Raw genomic sequence first — 16446 nt, forward strand, 5'->3', positions numbered from 1 at the left:
AATCAGTGAGAGCGGACACTCGTTTTCAGGCCACGAATGATAAAAAGTAACGCTCTCTTTTTAAACACACAACTAAAACTCGGCCGCCACGAAAAATGTCAGTATGGCGCCGCTGATAGGATGCACAAGTTCAAGTTGCTCAGCATGTAAGTGCAGGCGATCCGCTTTTTTACCGTATAAATCATCCCCTTTTATCGGGCTATTTAACCCTAAATGATGCGCACAATGCACTCGAAGTTGATGCGTACGACCGGTGTGAGGGTATAAATGCACACGGGTTACGCCCTGTTCATTACTGATGACCTCATAATGGGTTAACGCAGGTTTACCATGCTGCGTACAGACTAACTGCCGAGGGCGGTCATCTAAATCAACACGTAAGGGCAAGCTAATTTCGCCTTGTAGCGCTGATAAAGACCCATCAAGCAATGCCACATAGCGCTTTTTCACTGTGCGATTAATAAATTGCTGCTGCAAGCGTTGATGAGCGCGTTTATTGAGCGCAATCACCATCAGACCTGAAGTCGACATATCTAAACGATGCACAATTAACGGACCGGTAGCTTTAGGGAACAACTGGGCAATTCGAGTTTGCACTGAGTCAGTGATGGTTTTACCGGGCACAGATAAAAACTCTGCAGGTTTATTGACCACCAGCATATCGTCATCTTGATAAATAATCGGCAATGGTTGCCCTTTAGCTGGATTAATAATTAAAGGGTTGGGGTCAACCGCCATGTCGTCGAGCATGTGGTTTAAAATCGGGTGGCATTTGCTCATACACGCAGGGTAATAATTTTTATGCTGACGAACCTCTGATTTAGGCGAAGCACCCCACCAAAATTCGGCTAAGGCTAAAGGGGTCATCCCATGCCTAAATGCATAATGCAATAATTTAGGTGCCGCGCATTCACCAGCTCCAGCTGGAGGAATTGGATTATCCAAAGGCGAAAAAATATCAGCCAAGCTTTTCAATTGCTGATTACAGTTCAAAAATTGATATTGCTCGAATATCTTCTGCTGCAGTGCCGCAGACTCTTCTTTTCGAGTGTGTTGTAAGTGTGCGATTGCCTGCTCTAAGACCTGTAATTGCGAACTAACCGCATCTTTTTGTTGTTGCCAATGGAGTTTTAAGTCCCTTAATTTTAACTTTTGACTAATACTGCGTTGATCTAGTTGGTTATTTAAAACATTCAGCGCCTCAGCTTCGAATGCTTGTGCATCAAGTCGCTGTTTTTTACGAAGTTGTTTGTCTTTCGCCATTAGCGATTTGTGCGCAGCTACCTCCTCTTCCCCCAGTTGTGTGATCTGCTGTAATTGCTCACGTAAGCGAGTGAGATTGGGATCATTTTGCAAGTCTTCTAGCTGCGAGTTAAGACGGTTGATATAAGGTTGAGATTGCAGAAAAAACCCCTTCTCATCCAACAAATCAAAGACTGGCGGAACAAAGCCCGTAATGTGGTTGCTGTTTGCCAATTTGCCTGAGAAACCAGCTAAAAAGCCAATTTCCCCTTGTTGATCTCGAACCAGTAACACCCCAAACATTTTCCCAATCGCACCATCAAGCTGCCCAGTTAAACCAAAATTATGTGACCAAGTCGGCGAACTCAAATATTGCGCTTGCAGCTGCTCGGCCGCAAGTATACATAACGGGTGTGGCTCATAATAAAAAACGAAAGTGAAACGCTCTGGCAAAGTGATTTCAGCAATGGGTTGATCGAAGGGATGAAAGCAAGGGTCAGACTGTGGAATTAGGCTCATAAACATCAAAATACGCTCGTTTAGGCCAACCATTGGCCTAATACCAAGCTAGTGTAACTGTTTAAGCAATAAATCTCATTAACCTGCTCACCTTAAACAACAGATAAACCATTAGCATCAGGTTTAAAACGGTGCTGGCTTTTTTAATTATTTGAATGCTAAACTCATCAGACCAGATAACAACAAACGCAGTACAAATAGGTTTTAAGATGACAACATCACAGATCAAACCCAACAAAGTTATGGCGCTGTACAAAAAGCTCACCTCGCTTCCTTTTGGACGACGTGTGTTTACCTTGATGATCACTCGCATGGCACCTTACTTTGGCTCAATGGGACCATTAATCACTAATTTGCGGGTTAATCACTGCGAATGTCTGATCAAAAAACGCCGTAAAGTGTTCAATCACATTAAAACAGTTCATGTTATTGCCATTTGTAATGGCTTAGAAATGGCAATGGGGGTCATGGCTGAGGCATCCATTCCAAAACATTTACGCTGGATCCCCAAAGGGATGAGCGTCGATTATACCGCTAAAGCAGGAAGTGATATTCGCTGCGTCGCTCAAGTCACCCCCGAACAATGGGCCCCGGGTGATATGTTAGTGCCCGTAACAGCGTATGATGATCAAGGTACAATTGTGGTGCAAGGTCATATCAAGTTATGGATCACTGAAAAACCTAATCGCGAATAACAGAAAAAAAGCATAAAAAAACCTCACGCTTGTGAGGTTTTTTTATGCTGAAAATGGGTCGTTACTTATGCACGGCCCATGAATTTCACTTCTGCGGTGTTGATTTTTATGCGGTCACCCGTTGAAATATGCTCAGGTACTTGAATAGTCAAACCGGTCGTTAAACGAGCAGGCTTGGAACGTGCACTCGCTGAAGCTCCTTTAATTGAAGGATCCGTTTCTTCTACCACCAATTCAACACTACCTGGAAGATCAAGACCAACTGGCGCACCTGCAACAACGATGACATGTAAGCCTTGGGTGTCTTCATTTACAAATAACACTTCGTCAGCAATCGAGTCTTTGTTGAGGTTATATGGCGTGTAATCTTCGTTATCCATAAACACATACTGATCACCGTCAATGTATGAAAACATCACTTCACGACGAACTAAATCAGCAAGGTTTAGCATGTCACTGTCTTTGAAGGTTTCATCTACTTTAGCACCCGTGACGACATCGTATAAACGCATACGATACAAACTGCCACCAGCGCGGCCCTGTGGTACTGAACGGGTAATATCTTTCACAACTAGCACACGATTGTTATGCTCAATTGCATTATTTTTTTTGATTTCACTGGCCTTAGGCATAAGGAGCTTCCTATATATATTTAGCGGACAGAAACATACCATGAATCCGTTTTAGTTCAACTAGAATCTTGTGCTTTTTATTTTGTTCACACAGTTTTAGATTTTTCGCCCACAGCGGCGACAAATGCGATTTCAAGTAATAGCCGCTCATCAGCCAATTCCGCTTTCACACAAGCACGGCTTGGCGCGCACCCTGTTGGTAACCACTGCTCCCAAGCTTGATTAAATACTGCTAGATGCACAAAGTTAGTCAGATAAATAGTCACTGAAAGCAGTCGTGACTTGTCACTATCAACCGTCGACAACGACGCATCGGCTTGAGCAAACACTTGCGCAATTTGCCCTTCAATTGGCAGCGTTGCATCATCTGCCACTTCGACAAAATGAGCCATACCATTAAAAATCGTGGCATCAGACCAACGGGGGGACGGATTAATACGGGTAATATCCATTTTTACCTCTTTTGTAATGCGTTTAATTAAGGGGGTATTAGAGCCTATTTTACCTATTGCTTCTACAGCTATTACATTGCTAATAATTAAAAATCCATCAACTGAGTTTTATTTTGATCCTATCAAAGTACTTTGACGTATCAAGCTGATTGTTTAAAAACATCATTCCAACAAACTAAAGAGCGCTTATGATCACTTTACATCACCTAAATCAATCCCGTTCACAACGCATTGTGTGGCTGCTTGAAGAGCTCGGTACTCGTTACGATATTGTCCACCACCAGCGCGATCCCATCACACATTTAGCACCCGCAAGTCTGCACAAAGTTCATCCTCTCGGTAAAGCCCCCATTCTATCTGTCGACTCACTCATTTTATGCGAGTCAGCTGCTATCATCGAATATTTGCTTGATACTGAAGGAAATCACACACTCAGACCTAAGCAAGGGACTCGCGAATATTATGCCTACTTGCAATGGATGCATTTTGCAGAAGGGTCTTTAGCATTGCCCTTGATTACAAACATGTTAATGGGGATGGAAAAGCGAGAGGGTACACAACCAATGGACGGATACATCAGAAAAGAGCTCAATGTAGATGTAGCGTTTATCGAAATGACCCTGTCAAAACATGCGTATTTCTGCGGCGCGCATTTTAGCGCAGCTGACATTATGATGACTTTTTTATTAGAGATAGTAAAAAACGCTCAGCTACTTGACTCCTACCCGAACTCCCTCAGATACTTAGAAAAAATTAGGCATCGTCCTGCTTACTTGAATGCACTGCAACTTAGGTAAAACAGTTTCTGGCCTATTCTAACCAATAGATCGTACTATAGTATTTAACGGCAACTAGATCATTGCCGATAATAAAATCAGCCATTACTGTTCGAGAATTAAGCGACTAATAAAAAAACAACACCTGATAAAGCAGTTGATAGAGATAACATCACTGGAGTAACAAATAAAATGGATAAAAACACACGCTTCTAATTTTAAAACCTCCCTATATATTCACTGTATAATTCGTAACCTGTTCAAACGGCAACGCTTTTTCAAAATACCAACCTTGCCCGATAGGGATTCCCAGTTGCTTCACCCATGCAAGCTCATCTGGCGTCTCAATGCCTTCGGCAACAATTTGATAACCTAACTTGAGTAATAATTGTGTGACATGTTGGTAGAGCAATAAGCCTTCTGGCGTCTCAATTTGCATCAGAAACTGGCGGTCGAGCTTAACTTGTTTTACAGGCAAATTCGCTAGCATAAATAAACTCGAATACCCGGTACCAAAATCATCAATCACAGTATCGATGCCATGCTGATTGAGCAACTCGATGTGCTGGGCAACTAAAGCTTGATCTTCTAAGTAACTCGATTCGATAATTTCAACTTTTACTTGACCTTTAAATGGTGCAAACACCTCACATAGCTGATGCACCAAGCCGAGCTTCGTTAGCACATCAGGGTTTAAGTTTATACTCACCACAGGAGTGACACCTGCTGCTTGCCAAGCGGCTAAATCTTTTACCGCTTGCTGGATGACCCACAAGTCAATCAACTCAGTTTGATGATGCGCTAATAAAGCAGTTAAAAAATAAGGACCTTTTATCAAGCCGTCGCTCGTTTTTAAACGTAATAAGGCCTCAAAACCGCTCACTTTATTAGTCTGTAAGTCGATTTGAGGCTGATAATGCAATTGCAATTCACCCGCTGATATTTCAGCCAAGACAGATTGTAATTCAACCGTCGACTCGTGAGTTTGCTGTTGGCGAGAAATAAAACGGCTTTCGCTGTGCTCTGCAAATTGCTCAGACAATTTTAGCTTGCTCGATAGAGCCTCTACTGCGCTATGGTAGTCTGATTTCTTTGCACTCCAATGTAAAAAAGGCCAGTAAATAACCGCATTTATTGCAATTAAACTAAGTTGTAGCATCATGGCGCGCAAATCCGTACCGACTACATACCCATTAATTAATGTCGGTGTCATCCAGTTAATCGACACATCTGCGTAAACAATCCAACCAGACGATAAAAACAAGTAACTGAGTAAAAAATTAATGGTCGGGGCTAATAAAAAAGGGATCAGCAAAAGAGGATTAAAAAAGATAGGCAATGCAAATACAATAATTTCACAAAAATTAAATGCGGTGAACGGAATTGATAACTGAGCAATATTTCGCTCATGCGTGCCTTTTTTAAGCGTTAACGCTGCCAGAATCAAACCCGCGAAGCATCCCGTCCCACCAATTAAAACAAACACATCATAAAACGTTTTAGCGCTTAAGCCTGGTAAAATATCTTGGGTTAAATAACTTTGTTCAAACAACATACTAAACATATTGTCGCCATGAATTCCAACAAACCAGAGCAAATGTGTCACTAACATTCGCTTAAATGTTAATTGGGCCACCGACGAATTTTCAATGTCAGGAGATAATGCGAGTGTAATTTGCCCACCCACCCAATCAAAAAGTGGCATAATTAAAAACAAACTAAAAAATACCGCACTAAATGGCAAAATGAGTAAAAATTTATCTTTTAAAAAACCACTCAACGATCCTAACAAGCCACTAAACCGATTAAAAAATCGAACCCCGATACTAAACCACCAACTTGTCAGTGAAGGAAGCACCACGGCATAAGCACTTGATCCAGTAGGGTTTAATACAAATTGCTCATCGGTATATTGCAAAAAATGGCTATGAACACAAAAACAGAGCAACGCCAACATTGCCCCCACAATCCCATTTGCTCCTAAGTTTTTACTTAAATGAAAACCAATCGAGATGCTCACCATGATTGGAAACAACATTAAAATAATATTGGCCGCAGAAAACACAACCTCACTTAAAGACACGAAATCTTTGATCAAGGTAAGGTTACTCACCAAACTAAAAAGCAAGATCCCAAGGGCTGCACTGATAAAATATGGCAATAAAGCAATGAAAGACTCCCTTAAAGAGAGTAAATAGCGTGAGTGAAAAAAGCGCTGAATTGCGCCAAGGACTGAACGTTTAAAAGCCACCAATAGAAAAATCTTTATTGCATCATTTTTCATAGTATGGCAAAAAAAAATGGCTTTGCATTACATTGTGATTACCGAGTACCACATGAGTTAATCACAATGTAAAAGCGATTTTTAGTTGAGTTAGTCTTAACGTTATCTGTCAGATTCGAATAATAGAACTCGATCAAATCTGACAGCCATAAGCGGACATTGAAGATTTTTAATGTCTGAAGTCAAGATTTAACCCCATTCTTCTCCATTCTTGACATCTCAAAAAAGGCTTAAACCAAGAGCCCTTGCAACAACAGCTGCACTGTTGCCAACGAGCGTTCTAAGCGTCGTGCATCGTTCCGATCTTCAGCAACCCAAACAGCAGCCTCTTCGATACCGCCAAAAATAACTAACGCTAAGGCTTCAGCGTCTGCTTTTTTAATAACCCCTGCATCCATCATTTGTGCTAACTTCTGTTGCATTGTTGCAATGCACTTGGCTTGATCTCGCCCATCGCCACCGAGCACCCCACGAGCATCTCGAATAACTATTTGCTGATACTCCGTTTCCTGTGCAATTCGCAAATAGGTCTCGCAGCGGAAGCAAAAACCTTTCCAAATGGATTCAAACTGTGATTCTGCTGATTGCAAGCGCTGATCCATTTCTTCATCGAGCGTAGCGACGACTGCAGTGAGCAAGCCCTTTTTATCGCCAAAGTGGTGATAAAGCGCACCACGCGTTAAGCCAGCCTTGCCAGTTAAATCGTCCATTGAGGTTTTGGTAAAACCCAGCTCAGCAAAGCAATGACGGGCCGATGCCACCAATGCTTGTCTTGTTTCTTCTGATTCTGCTTGCGTTCTGCGCACTGTAAATCTCCATTAATATCAAATTATCGCTTTACATACGATGCGTATGGATGGAAAATCACTTACATACACGACGTATGAATAAATCATTTACATACATACGCGGCGTATTATTCCACAAAAACAAGCTATTAACATCAAACTTTATCGAAGGTAACCTTATGTCTAATCCATACCAAAACCTCTTTGCCGCTGACGAAACTATTGGCTTTTCGATAGCTGGCTTCATGGCTCGCTTACCTCTGCCTATGATCGGTATTGGGCTCATCGTTATGCTCAGTCACACCTACCAAAACTACGCGTTAGCAGGGCTCGTAGCTGCTATCTTTGTTGCAACCTACGCACTTCTTTCTCCTATGACTTCTCGCTTGGTTGACCAATATGGGCAGCGTAAAATTTTACCTATAGCCACCGCCATTAGCACATCGGGCCTTTTGCTACTGACACTTTTTGCGACCTTAAAACTATCTCCGTGGTTACTTTTCTTAGGGGCACTGTTAGCCGGGACCATGCCCAGTATTTCAGCTATGATTCGCGCTCGTTGGACTTACCTATATGAAGACAAGCCTCTACTTCAGACAGCGTTTTCACTAGAATCCGTTCTCGATGAATTGACTTTTGTTTTGGCACCGCCACTGGCCATAGGCTTAAATCTCGCGATTGCACCACAGGCCGCGATTATCTTTGCAGCGCTGCTACTCGCTTCAGGTTGCATTTGCCTATTGCGCTTTACTAACAGCGAACCGGCCATTTCCCCATCAACAACCAACGCCTCAGCACGCAGTCGCGTGATAACTCAAACCCCTGTCTGGTTAATAGCACTGCTTTTTATTTTTATGGGCATCATCGTCGGTAGCATCGATATATTTAGCGTGGCCTTTAGCAACGCTATAGACCACCCAATTAGCGCAAGTATCATTCTTTCGGCCTACGCCTTAGGCTCTTGCATTGCCGGTTTTTTCTTCGGTGTAATAAAAGTAAACTACCGACTATTACCTTTTTTACTATTAATTGGCGGCCTAGGTACCGGTTTATCTACCCTGTTGCTTTTTTCTGGCTCTACCTTAACGCTTGCCATCGCAGTCTTTGTTGCTGGTGCATTCTTCGCGCCGACCATGATCATCGCCATGTCGATCATTGAAAAAGTGGTGGACAGCGAACGACTGACAGAAGGAATGACTTGGCTATTAGCAGGTCTCAATATTGGAGTTGCGATCGGCGCTGGTAGTGCCGGAAAAGTAGTTGAACACTTCGGTGAGCTAGCAGCAGTTTACGTTGCTTGCAGCAGCGGCGCTATTGTATTGCTGCTTTCAGGTATGTGCTACCTACTACTCAAACGGCGACAATAAAGCTAATCTCGGCGCACCAATAAAAGATTAAGCCGTTGTTGACTCTTCAACACCGGCTTAAATATGGAGCAATGGGGTCACCCATTAGAAAGTTCCGGTCAAGCAGGCAGCTGAAACCAATGGAAACCAACGGGGTCTGGAAACCAACGGGGTCGGAAACCAACGGGGTCAAATCTTGACTTCATACATTATAATTTATTACTAACCGCTTTTCGCTCACACCTGCCTGTCAGATGACAGTCTAAACCTATTCATCTAAACTGTAAATCAGATATGAGCTACTACAATTTAGTGCCACATAACATGCTAAAATCAATTCACAATTTTAGACTCCCTTGCACTGCTATTGCGCTAATATGTAATATCACTGCCACATTATCGCTATCGTCCGCATAAAACCCATACGCTCACTCAGGCTGAGTAACCGTTTGAATTCAAGCAGAAACTTAAAAACGCTAGTCTAGGGTGACTTTTAGCTGAAACTCACTGGCAATTTGAAGGTTTGTTAATAAAGCATCACTTTGCACTTCTTTACCATACAAAACGTGTTCAAGTGCATCGACACCTTCGGCATTATGTCCTTTGAGTAAGGATTCTTTTTGCTCTTCTAAGTCTTGTTTTTCTTGTGAAATGCGGGTCAGCAAAGTATTTTTTTCCGCTGAGCTGAGCGTTGCAGAATGTTCAACATCTTGCTTGGCAAGACTCAGCATATCTATTTTCTCTTCGAGTTCTTTGACCTTTTCATAATCAATCCCTAAACGCGCAAATATAATTGAACGTTTCATTTCTTGAGCCGTCATCTTTATATCTATGGGTTCGCTGACTATTGCATCTAGTGTTTTAGCCATCGTCTGAAATTCTGAGCCCTGAGCGGCCTCTTGGAGCTGAGATGGTTCAACTGTGGTTTTAATGACCTGATACGACTGTTTTGCTTGAGCTGAAATATCAGTGGGCGCGTCTACTTGTTTCGAAAAAACCGTCGCTTGTCTCAGGGCAGCATTAAAAGGCGTTAATGCTCCTTGATGATTGACTTCTGGTAATTTTTTAGCTGATTTTTGTGGCTCTAAAGCAGAGTTTTCACCGCTCATAATTAAATTAAACATACACATCCCTTTACACGTTTTAAATGAGTCAAAAGTTCTGCATATAACAAGCCAATTTTTTAGTGCTAGGCTCACTGTGGGTTATTAAATTAACCTCCGTTCTGAGCCTGTTAGAGAATAAAATGACATTAATCGAAGGGCGTAGCTTCAATGCGGCCTCATTAATGATTAATGGAACCGCCTAAATACCGAACGAAACCCTTGTCTTAATTATCTAATTTAACCGGCCCATTAATATTATCGATACTAACCCCGCCGCTGCCTGATTCGATAATTGTTAAACCTTTGGTATCATTAACACGAATATTGCCAGAACCATCTTTTATGGTCACAGCCGCATCAATATGGTTAACATTGATATTGCCTGATTGATCGTTAATCACCACAGCTTTTGCAACATGCTCAACATCAATATTTCCAGAACCATCTTCGATGCTTACTTTACCCTGAACCCGCGATATACTGAGATCTCCCGAACCATCATCAATCACAGCCGATCCAGACACATCGCGTAACGATATATTTCCCGAGCCATCATTAATGACCGAATCCCCTTTAATGTGTGTCAAGCGGATATCGCCTGATTCGTCATCAATGCTCAGTGCTCCCGCAACATGGTTAAGTTCGATGTTACCAGACCCATCCTCAATCAAAATATCGCCTTGAATATTGTCGGCCTGAATTTCTCCCGATCGATCTTCAATCTTTAGACTTAAGCCGCCATTGATATCAATGTTGCCCGACTCATCTTTGACGACAATCTCATTGCTCATATTATTAATCACAATGTTTCCCGAACCATCTTCAATCATCAGCAATAAACGCGCTGGTATCCGTAATTTAACGTCAATATGCGGAGAGTCACCGTTATAAAACTGCATACCTATTGACGCATCATTTTTTGCAACTAACACCGCTTTATCATTGTTCGCATTCAAAGTTAACGTAAATGGATCCTCTTTATTGACCGTAACTATGGTGGCATCCAGCAAAATAGTGTCACGTTCTTCGCCAACGATTGTCAGCTCACCCGCCCCAGCTTCAATGACAAGTTGATTAATTGACTGCGCAGCTAAACTTAATTGCTGCTCACGTTCAACACTGGCATTACTCGGTGAGATATGTACAACACAGCCGCCAAACAAAAAAAGGCTACTGGCTAAGACGGTTTTACTGAATGATGAGAATGGTTGCATGTTTCTTGCTCTTATTAGATGGCGATTAACCAATTATCTAGCGATTATTTAAGGATGAACAGGCAAAAATTGTAACGCTAGATGAATGCCATCGCTGTGGCATGTAAAAAGCGCATTCATAAAATAAATGCGCTCACTCTGGAACTCCCTTAATGGCTAAAATACCAAAATAAATTGAGTTCAATCACATCTTGGTTTTCTAGCTGGTTCAAGTAATTATCACCTTTCGATTTAAAGTTATAGGCTGCCACTTCTAATTTGGTTTGTTCGCCTAGTCGCATTGTACCTTCCAAACGTAAGCTCTGACTCTGATCCGATAAATCATGCAATACGCCAAACACAATCTCAGAACTATCTGGATCGTTTAACGCTAAACGCAATCCTGCAAAAAGATCATTTTGCCCCAATACCTCGGAGCGATGTCGGCTGTCATATTGATATTCCAACAAATAACCTAAATCAAAACGACTCCCAAAAAGGCCAATCTGGCTATATTCAAACCCAGTAATATAAGCGTGGTTCTTCGAGCGTTTAATCGCATTTTTGGGATCACTAAGTGTTCTGCGTAGCAAAAACTCCCCTTTTAAAATCCAGGCGCCCATCAGGTATTGGGCCGTCGCCCCCAATTGTTCCATTTGGCCATAATAGGGAGTCATACCATTGTCTGTAGCTAAAAATTGTGTATCTCGGTTGGTCCCTCGAAACCCAGAAATAGTCCAATCGAGCGCTTGCCAACTTTGTGACAAGCGCAGTGCCATATCCAGGTGCTGCTGTTTTGCACTCGACTGATAAATTGCTGGACTATTAACCTCAAATGGCAACGCAAAACGATGATGCTCACCATAAAACTCTCGCTCATTGAAATATGGTAATGCAAACACTTCAACCTGACCATTTTCGACCCATTGGGTAAAATGAATCATGGCTTGACCAAGCTTATCTTCCCCATCAAGACCTTCTAGGTAATCAGTCTGATTAATCACATCCACTAGGTGTGCCGACTCAGTCACTCCCCAAAATACACGGGCGATGCCTACTTGCCATTCATATTGATCAGCAAAATTGAGCCAATATAATTCGCGTAAATCTAAATGATTGCGTTGGCTGTCACGTTGATCAGCACGCCACCACAGCTCACCTACCCACTGGTGGTTATCGCGACTGTGACTATAAAAGCTGTTCACACTCACTGCGCTGTAACTCTCAGTGTGTAACGTATTACTCGCTTCATGGATAAATTGCCGTTGCTGCATCCCCAGTTCATGGTACAGATCATGACCATGGACTGGGATGATTAGCAAACAAGAAATCAGTACTGCAATCCCTAACCTGCACATAAACACAACACCCTTACCTCGCACGTCGTAAGCTGGCTTGATTAAAGTCATGCTCATTTAAATCAATGCCAAAACGCAGTTCTTGTGTGAGTAAACGGGTACTTTTTTGCGTTAAGTGGTTTTTCATGGTCATCGAGTGTGCCCGCCAATACTGTCCCTTGTATTGCTGATAGTTCGACAAGGTCAGTGTTTTTAACAGGCTATTTTTACGGTCATAATATTGCACTTTGAACGGGCGATACTCGGCCTTATCTAGCCATACAATTTGCTTGCTATAACCTGAATATTTATCAGTCGGGATCTGCTCAATCACATACGTTGGCTGCGTTTCAAATACCGCTTCATTGAGAAAACGAAAACGGTACTTCTTCAATTCAAATGAACTCAAGTCTTCGTACGCAAACTCACTGCCCATAAACGGCCCTGATTTGTTTTGTGAAGCAATTCGCTTCACTCGCTTCAGTGCAGGTAAGAACAACCACTGATCATCGGCACCATCAACGTGACTATGGTTTAAAAAAGCGGTCCCTTTAACATCTAAAGGTTGGTCAAAAATAGTCAATCCTTTATCACCATCATTTTGTACTTCTAGGCTTTTAATTCGCAGTTGGCGAGTACTTTCATCCCCTTGTGCGTTTTGCAATATCATTTGCAAGGTTGATTCCGATGAGCCCCAGCCCATATCCCGCGCTTTTCGTTCGGTAGCAATCTTCACGCCTTGCTCTATATCGGTGTTTGCCAACACCCCATTTGAAAAGATGAATCCACTAAGCAGCAGTAACTTTAATACGTTCATGAGACGTCTCCGATTGTGTAGTACGATCAAATAACACTAAAAATGCAGGTAATAAGAAAAAGTCGACCAGTAAAGCAATTGAAATGACTAAGGCAGTCAGCTGCCCCATATCTGAGTTAAGCCTAAAGTCAGACATAGCCAAGATGCCAAACCCGGCCACTAAGACCACGGTCGTGATCCAAAGCGCTTTACCTACCGTGACAAACGCATATTGTACAGCGGCAACTGCATCGTTCCCCTTGCGTTTGGCGTATTGGTATTTCGATAAAAAGTGCACAGTGTCATCAACAATGATCCCCAGTGTCATCGAGGCCACAATCGAGAGTCCTAAATTAATTTCACCGCTGATCACCGCCCATAAACCAAAACCAGCCAAAGCAGGCACAATATTCGGCAATAAACTCATCGAGCCTAAGCGCCAATCTTTTAAGGCAAAAATCAACAACGCCGAAATTAATAACAATGCCAACGGCAATGATGTCAGCATACTTTTCATATTGCGCTCACCGATATGGGCAAACATTAGGTCTGGGCTCGAAGTTAAAAATGCATACTGACCTGCATGATGTGTCAGCCATGCTGTCATCCGTTGCTCAAATGCCATCATTTCTTTACTGCCAAGATTATTGAGCACCATCATTACGCGACTTTGTGATTTACCTATGTCGATTTGGTTATTTAAATCCAATCCGTAGGGCAAACTCATTTCATATAAAAGCAAATATTGAGCGGCTAAGTGGCGTGAATCTGCAATCGTATAAAAATCAGGATTATCGCCATTCATGCTTTTATTGAGTCGCTTCTGAATATCACTGATGCTAACGACATTATTCACTTCAGGTTGGGCACGCAACCACTGACTAAACTGGTCAACGGTATTAAGATACTCAGGTTCATTAATCCCCCCTTCTTGGCCGCTATTAATCGCAACACTTAAGGTGCTCATTCCAGAGATCCGTGCTTGCATAAAATCAGCCGCTTGGCGAAATTCGTTCGTATGATTAAAGTATTTCACAGCTTCATCATTGATTTTATTATTAGAAATAAAGCTCCCCGCAGCGATTACTAACGCAGCACTGACAACAAAAACGGGTTTTGCATGGTGCGTGATAAACCGACCGAACCGAGCTATCAACTGTGTTTTTTGTGCATTTTGGTCTTTAGGCTTGACCTTTTGTGGTAAGAAATATAACAGCGCTGGCAATAAACTAATCGATAGCAGCCATGCAATCATGACCCCTACCGCAGTTAAATTACCTAAGTCACGAATAGCTGGTACATCAGAAAAGTTCATCGTTAAAAAGCCAATTGCCGTGGTCGCGCTGGTGATAAATACCGGCATGTTGTTGACTTTAATTGCAAACGCAAGAGACTCATATTTACTATGGCCTTCGCTTAGATGGTGACGCATCGAAGCTATGATGTGCACACAATCGGCCACAGCAAGCGTCATCACTATGGTTGGCACATTGACCGATGCGGTGTTAAGGGCCATACCAAACCAGCCCGCAATTCCCAATGTACTGGCGATGGCAGCAATAAGCATCACAAAGGTCGCAACAATGGCGGTGAGCGAACGCAACAAGGCCCCCAGCACCAGCAGCACAATTAAAAACATCAGTGGAACCAAAGTGCTACTGTCTTTTTGTGCTGAGCTGAAAAAGCTATAGTTCATCATCACAATACCAGCACGATGGAATTCGACCTCCGGATATTGGGCCGAAAACTGAGCAATTAATTCTTTACTAAAGCTTTCAATTTCAAGCGCTTGCTGCGTCTTTTTCGCTTCTTCTAAATGGATTGTGACATTAATAACAGCCACATCGCCTGCAACCGACACCAAACGGTTAAGAAGTTCAGGTTGATTTAAGGCAATCTGCTGTGCTTTTTGACTATCTGCAGAGGTGATGACGTCAAATTTTGGCAATAAGTCAGCGACTAACAAATCATCCTCTACAGCCTCTGTATGTTGATAATTACTGATCGAATCGACACGTGTAGAGTAAGGCACTTGCCACGCAGCTTCGGTTAAATCTCGGATCAAAGTGAGGTATTTATCAGTGAATAACTGGTTATTAGGCGGCGCAACGATAAAAGTAAGGTTATCGTTTTTATTAAACGTACGTTCAATCGTATCAAATGCCTGTAATTGGGGATTATCGTCGGCAAAAAAAACGCGGTAGTCGCCACGAAAACTCAAGTTGCCACTGCCTGCAGCCACAATCACTGCAAAAAACGTAAACAACAATAAAAATATCCCAGGGCGTTTGAGCCAAGGGGGTAAGGACAAAGTCTCCATCTTCACTCCATAAAAGTGACGAAACGTCACTTAAGGTTAAAATATTTACAATTTATTTAACGTCTCATACTCAGCAGAAAAAATCTCTTGCTCGACACGTTGCCAAGTACGCTGGTAATCCCAAGCAGTTGAAAGCGGGTGCCAATTAAGTCCATCGAGTACACAGTTAATGCTAAACAAAAATGCATTATGATCTTTGACTCGCGTGATACTGTGACAAGCGCTGGCATTACTAAGCAACGAAATGCTACCAAAAGTCACAGCCCAATTAACGAATGACACACAATCCAAACCACTGCTCGAACTGAGCTTCAAATCACCACTTGCAAGGGCTGCACTCATTGCACCATCAATTAAATGTGCACATTGCTGCTCAAGATCTTCTTGAACCTGTAACCGTTCTTTTGATGCCTTTTGCATCACCCAGGGGGTTTTAGCTGTCATCAAACAGTTAAACAACACAGGTTCAACTTTTGCCGAAGTTACGTAAGCTATATGCAAAGCAAGTACTCGCTCACGTGAATTGCCTTCGAACGCTAACGCGCGTTTAAAGAAGCTCATTTCATGGCGTAATGCACTGGTACATAACGCAGTGATCACATCTTCTTTACTGGAAAAATGATTGTAAATAGTTCCTTTAGAGTAAGGGCTTGCAGCAGTGAGTTTATCCATAGTGAAGTTGTTAAAACCATCTTGCTCCACCAAGTGTTTAGCAATGTGTAAAAGTTCATGCTCACGATCAGCAATTTGCTGTTGTTTAGGGGTAAACCCGCGTTTAAACAAACACCCATTTGATTGCTCGAGATCGCTTTGACATAAAAATTTAAACATATTTTTCACTTCTACAAGATTCCTCCCTCTAGTTACCATAGTCATTATTATTTTTCCAGCCTTACGCGTTTGAACATCAAAACGCACACTAACAAAACGCATATTATGACGAAGCGTCATTAATGACGC

14 protein-coding genes are annotated in these 16446 nt (G+C 42.3%); 3 read left to right on the forward strand and 11 right to left on the reverse strand.

Annotation, left to right across the window (positions count from 1 at the left end):
- Positions 1-72 precede the first annotated feature (72 nt).
- Positions 73-1761 carry a pseudouridine synthase gene (locus AC3KVK_RS19120; protein ID WP_518526956.1) on the reverse strand — a complete coding sequence of 563 codons (1689 nt, stop codon included), beginning with the start codon at positions 1759-1761 and terminating at the stop codon, positions 73-75.
- Between the two features lie 209 nt (positions 1762-1970).
- On the opposite strand from AC3KVK_RS19120, the gene AC3KVK_RS19125 reads away from it, so the two are divergent.
- Positions 1971-2456: a hotdog fold domain-containing protein gene (locus AC3KVK_RS19125; protein ID WP_490310058.1), complete on the forward strand. Its 486-nt coding sequence runs from the start codon at positions 1971-1973 to the stop codon at positions 2454-2456.
- Positions 2457-2521: 65 nt separating this feature from the next.
- Here AC3KVK_RS19125 and efpL read toward each other — a convergent pair whose 3' ends face one another.
- Positions 2522-3088: an elongation factor P-like protein EfpL gene (gene efpL, locus AC3KVK_RS19130; protein ID WP_490310057.1), complete on the reverse strand. Its 567-nt coding sequence runs from the start codon at positions 3086-3088 to the stop codon at positions 2522-2524.
- An 86-nt stretch (positions 3089-3174) separates the two neighbouring features.
- On the reverse strand, positions 3175-3540 hold the full coding sequence (locus AC3KVK_RS19135) for a RidA family protein (protein ID WP_490310056.1): 366 nt from the start codon (positions 3538-3540) through the stop codon (positions 3175-3177).
- A 188-nt stretch (positions 3541-3728) separates the two neighbouring features.
- Between AC3KVK_RS19135 and AC3KVK_RS19140 the strand changes: the two genes are divergently transcribed.
- Positions 3729-4337, forward strand: coding sequence for a glutathione S-transferase family protein (locus AC3KVK_RS19140; protein ID WP_490310055.1), 609 nt, complete (start codon positions 3729-3731; stop codon positions 4335-4337).
- A gap of 208 nt (positions 4338-4545) precedes the next feature.
- Here the strand turns inward: AC3KVK_RS19140 and AC3KVK_RS19145 are convergent, their stop codons facing one another.
- Together AC3KVK_RS19145 and AC3KVK_RS19150 are read right to left on the reverse strand one after the other, a co-directional pair.
- Positions 4546-6567, reverse strand: a complete 2022-nt coding sequence (locus AC3KVK_RS19145) for an EAL domain-containing protein (RefSeq protein WP_490310054.1) — start codon at positions 6565-6567, stop codon at positions 4546-4548.
- Positions 6568-6830: 263 nt separating this feature from the next.
- Positions 6831-7406, reverse strand: coding sequence for a TetR/AcrR family transcriptional regulator (locus AC3KVK_RS19150; RefSeq protein WP_490310053.1), 576 nt, complete (start codon positions 7404-7406; stop codon positions 6831-6833).
- A 161-nt stretch (positions 7407-7567) separates the two neighbouring features.
- Here AC3KVK_RS19150 and AC3KVK_RS19155 point away from each other — a divergent pair, with 161 nt between their 5' ends.
- Positions 7568-8755, forward strand: coding sequence for an MFS transporter (locus AC3KVK_RS19155; protein ID WP_490310052.1), 1188 nt, complete (start codon positions 7568-7570; stop codon positions 8753-8755).
- Between the two features lie 455 nt (positions 8756-9210).
- Here AC3KVK_RS19155 and AC3KVK_RS19160 read toward each other — a convergent pair whose 3' ends face one another.
- The 6 genes from AC3KVK_RS19160 to AC3KVK_RS19185 form a co-directional block, all read right to left on the reverse strand.
- Positions 9211-9858, reverse strand: coding sequence for a hypothetical protein (locus tag AC3KVK_RS19160; protein WP_490310051.1), 648 nt, complete (start codon positions 9856-9858; stop codon positions 9211-9213).
- A 206-nt stretch (positions 9859-10064) separates the two neighbouring features.
- Positions 10065-11054, reverse strand: a complete 990-nt coding sequence (locus AC3KVK_RS19165; protein ID WP_490310050.1) for a DUF4097 family beta strand repeat-containing protein — start codon at positions 11052-11054, stop codon at positions 10065-10067.
- A 149-nt stretch (positions 11055-11203) separates the two neighbouring features.
- On the reverse strand, positions 11204-12448 hold the full coding sequence (locus AC3KVK_RS19170; RefSeq protein ID WP_490310049.1) for a hypothetical protein: 1245 nt from the start codon (positions 12446-12448) through the stop codon (positions 11204-11206).
- Positions 12405-13187 (reverse strand): outer membrane lipoprotein-sorting protein, encoded by a 783-nt coding sequence (locus AC3KVK_RS19175; protein ID WP_490310048.1) that lies wholly within the window; start codon positions 13185-13187, stop codon positions 12405-12407. The genes AC3KVK_RS19170 and AC3KVK_RS19175 overlap by 44 nt, the downstream gene beginning before the upstream one ends.
- Positions 13159-15486: an efflux RND transporter permease subunit gene (locus AC3KVK_RS19180; protein WP_490310047.1), complete on the reverse strand. Its 2328-nt coding sequence runs from the start codon at positions 15484-15486 to the stop codon at positions 13159-13161. Before AC3KVK_RS19180 ends, AC3KVK_RS19175 begins: the two co-directional genes overlap by 29 nt.
- Positions 15487-15531: 45 nt before the next feature.
- Complete coding sequence (locus tag AC3KVK_RS19185; RefSeq protein WP_490310046.1) at positions 15532-16317, reverse strand: TetR/AcrR family transcriptional regulator; 786 nt, start codon at positions 16315-16317, stop codon at positions 15532-15534.
- Positions 16318-16446: the final 129 nt, after the last annotated feature.

It is taken from the genome of Pseudoalteromonas sp. J2K-J979 (genome assembly GCF_058169715.2).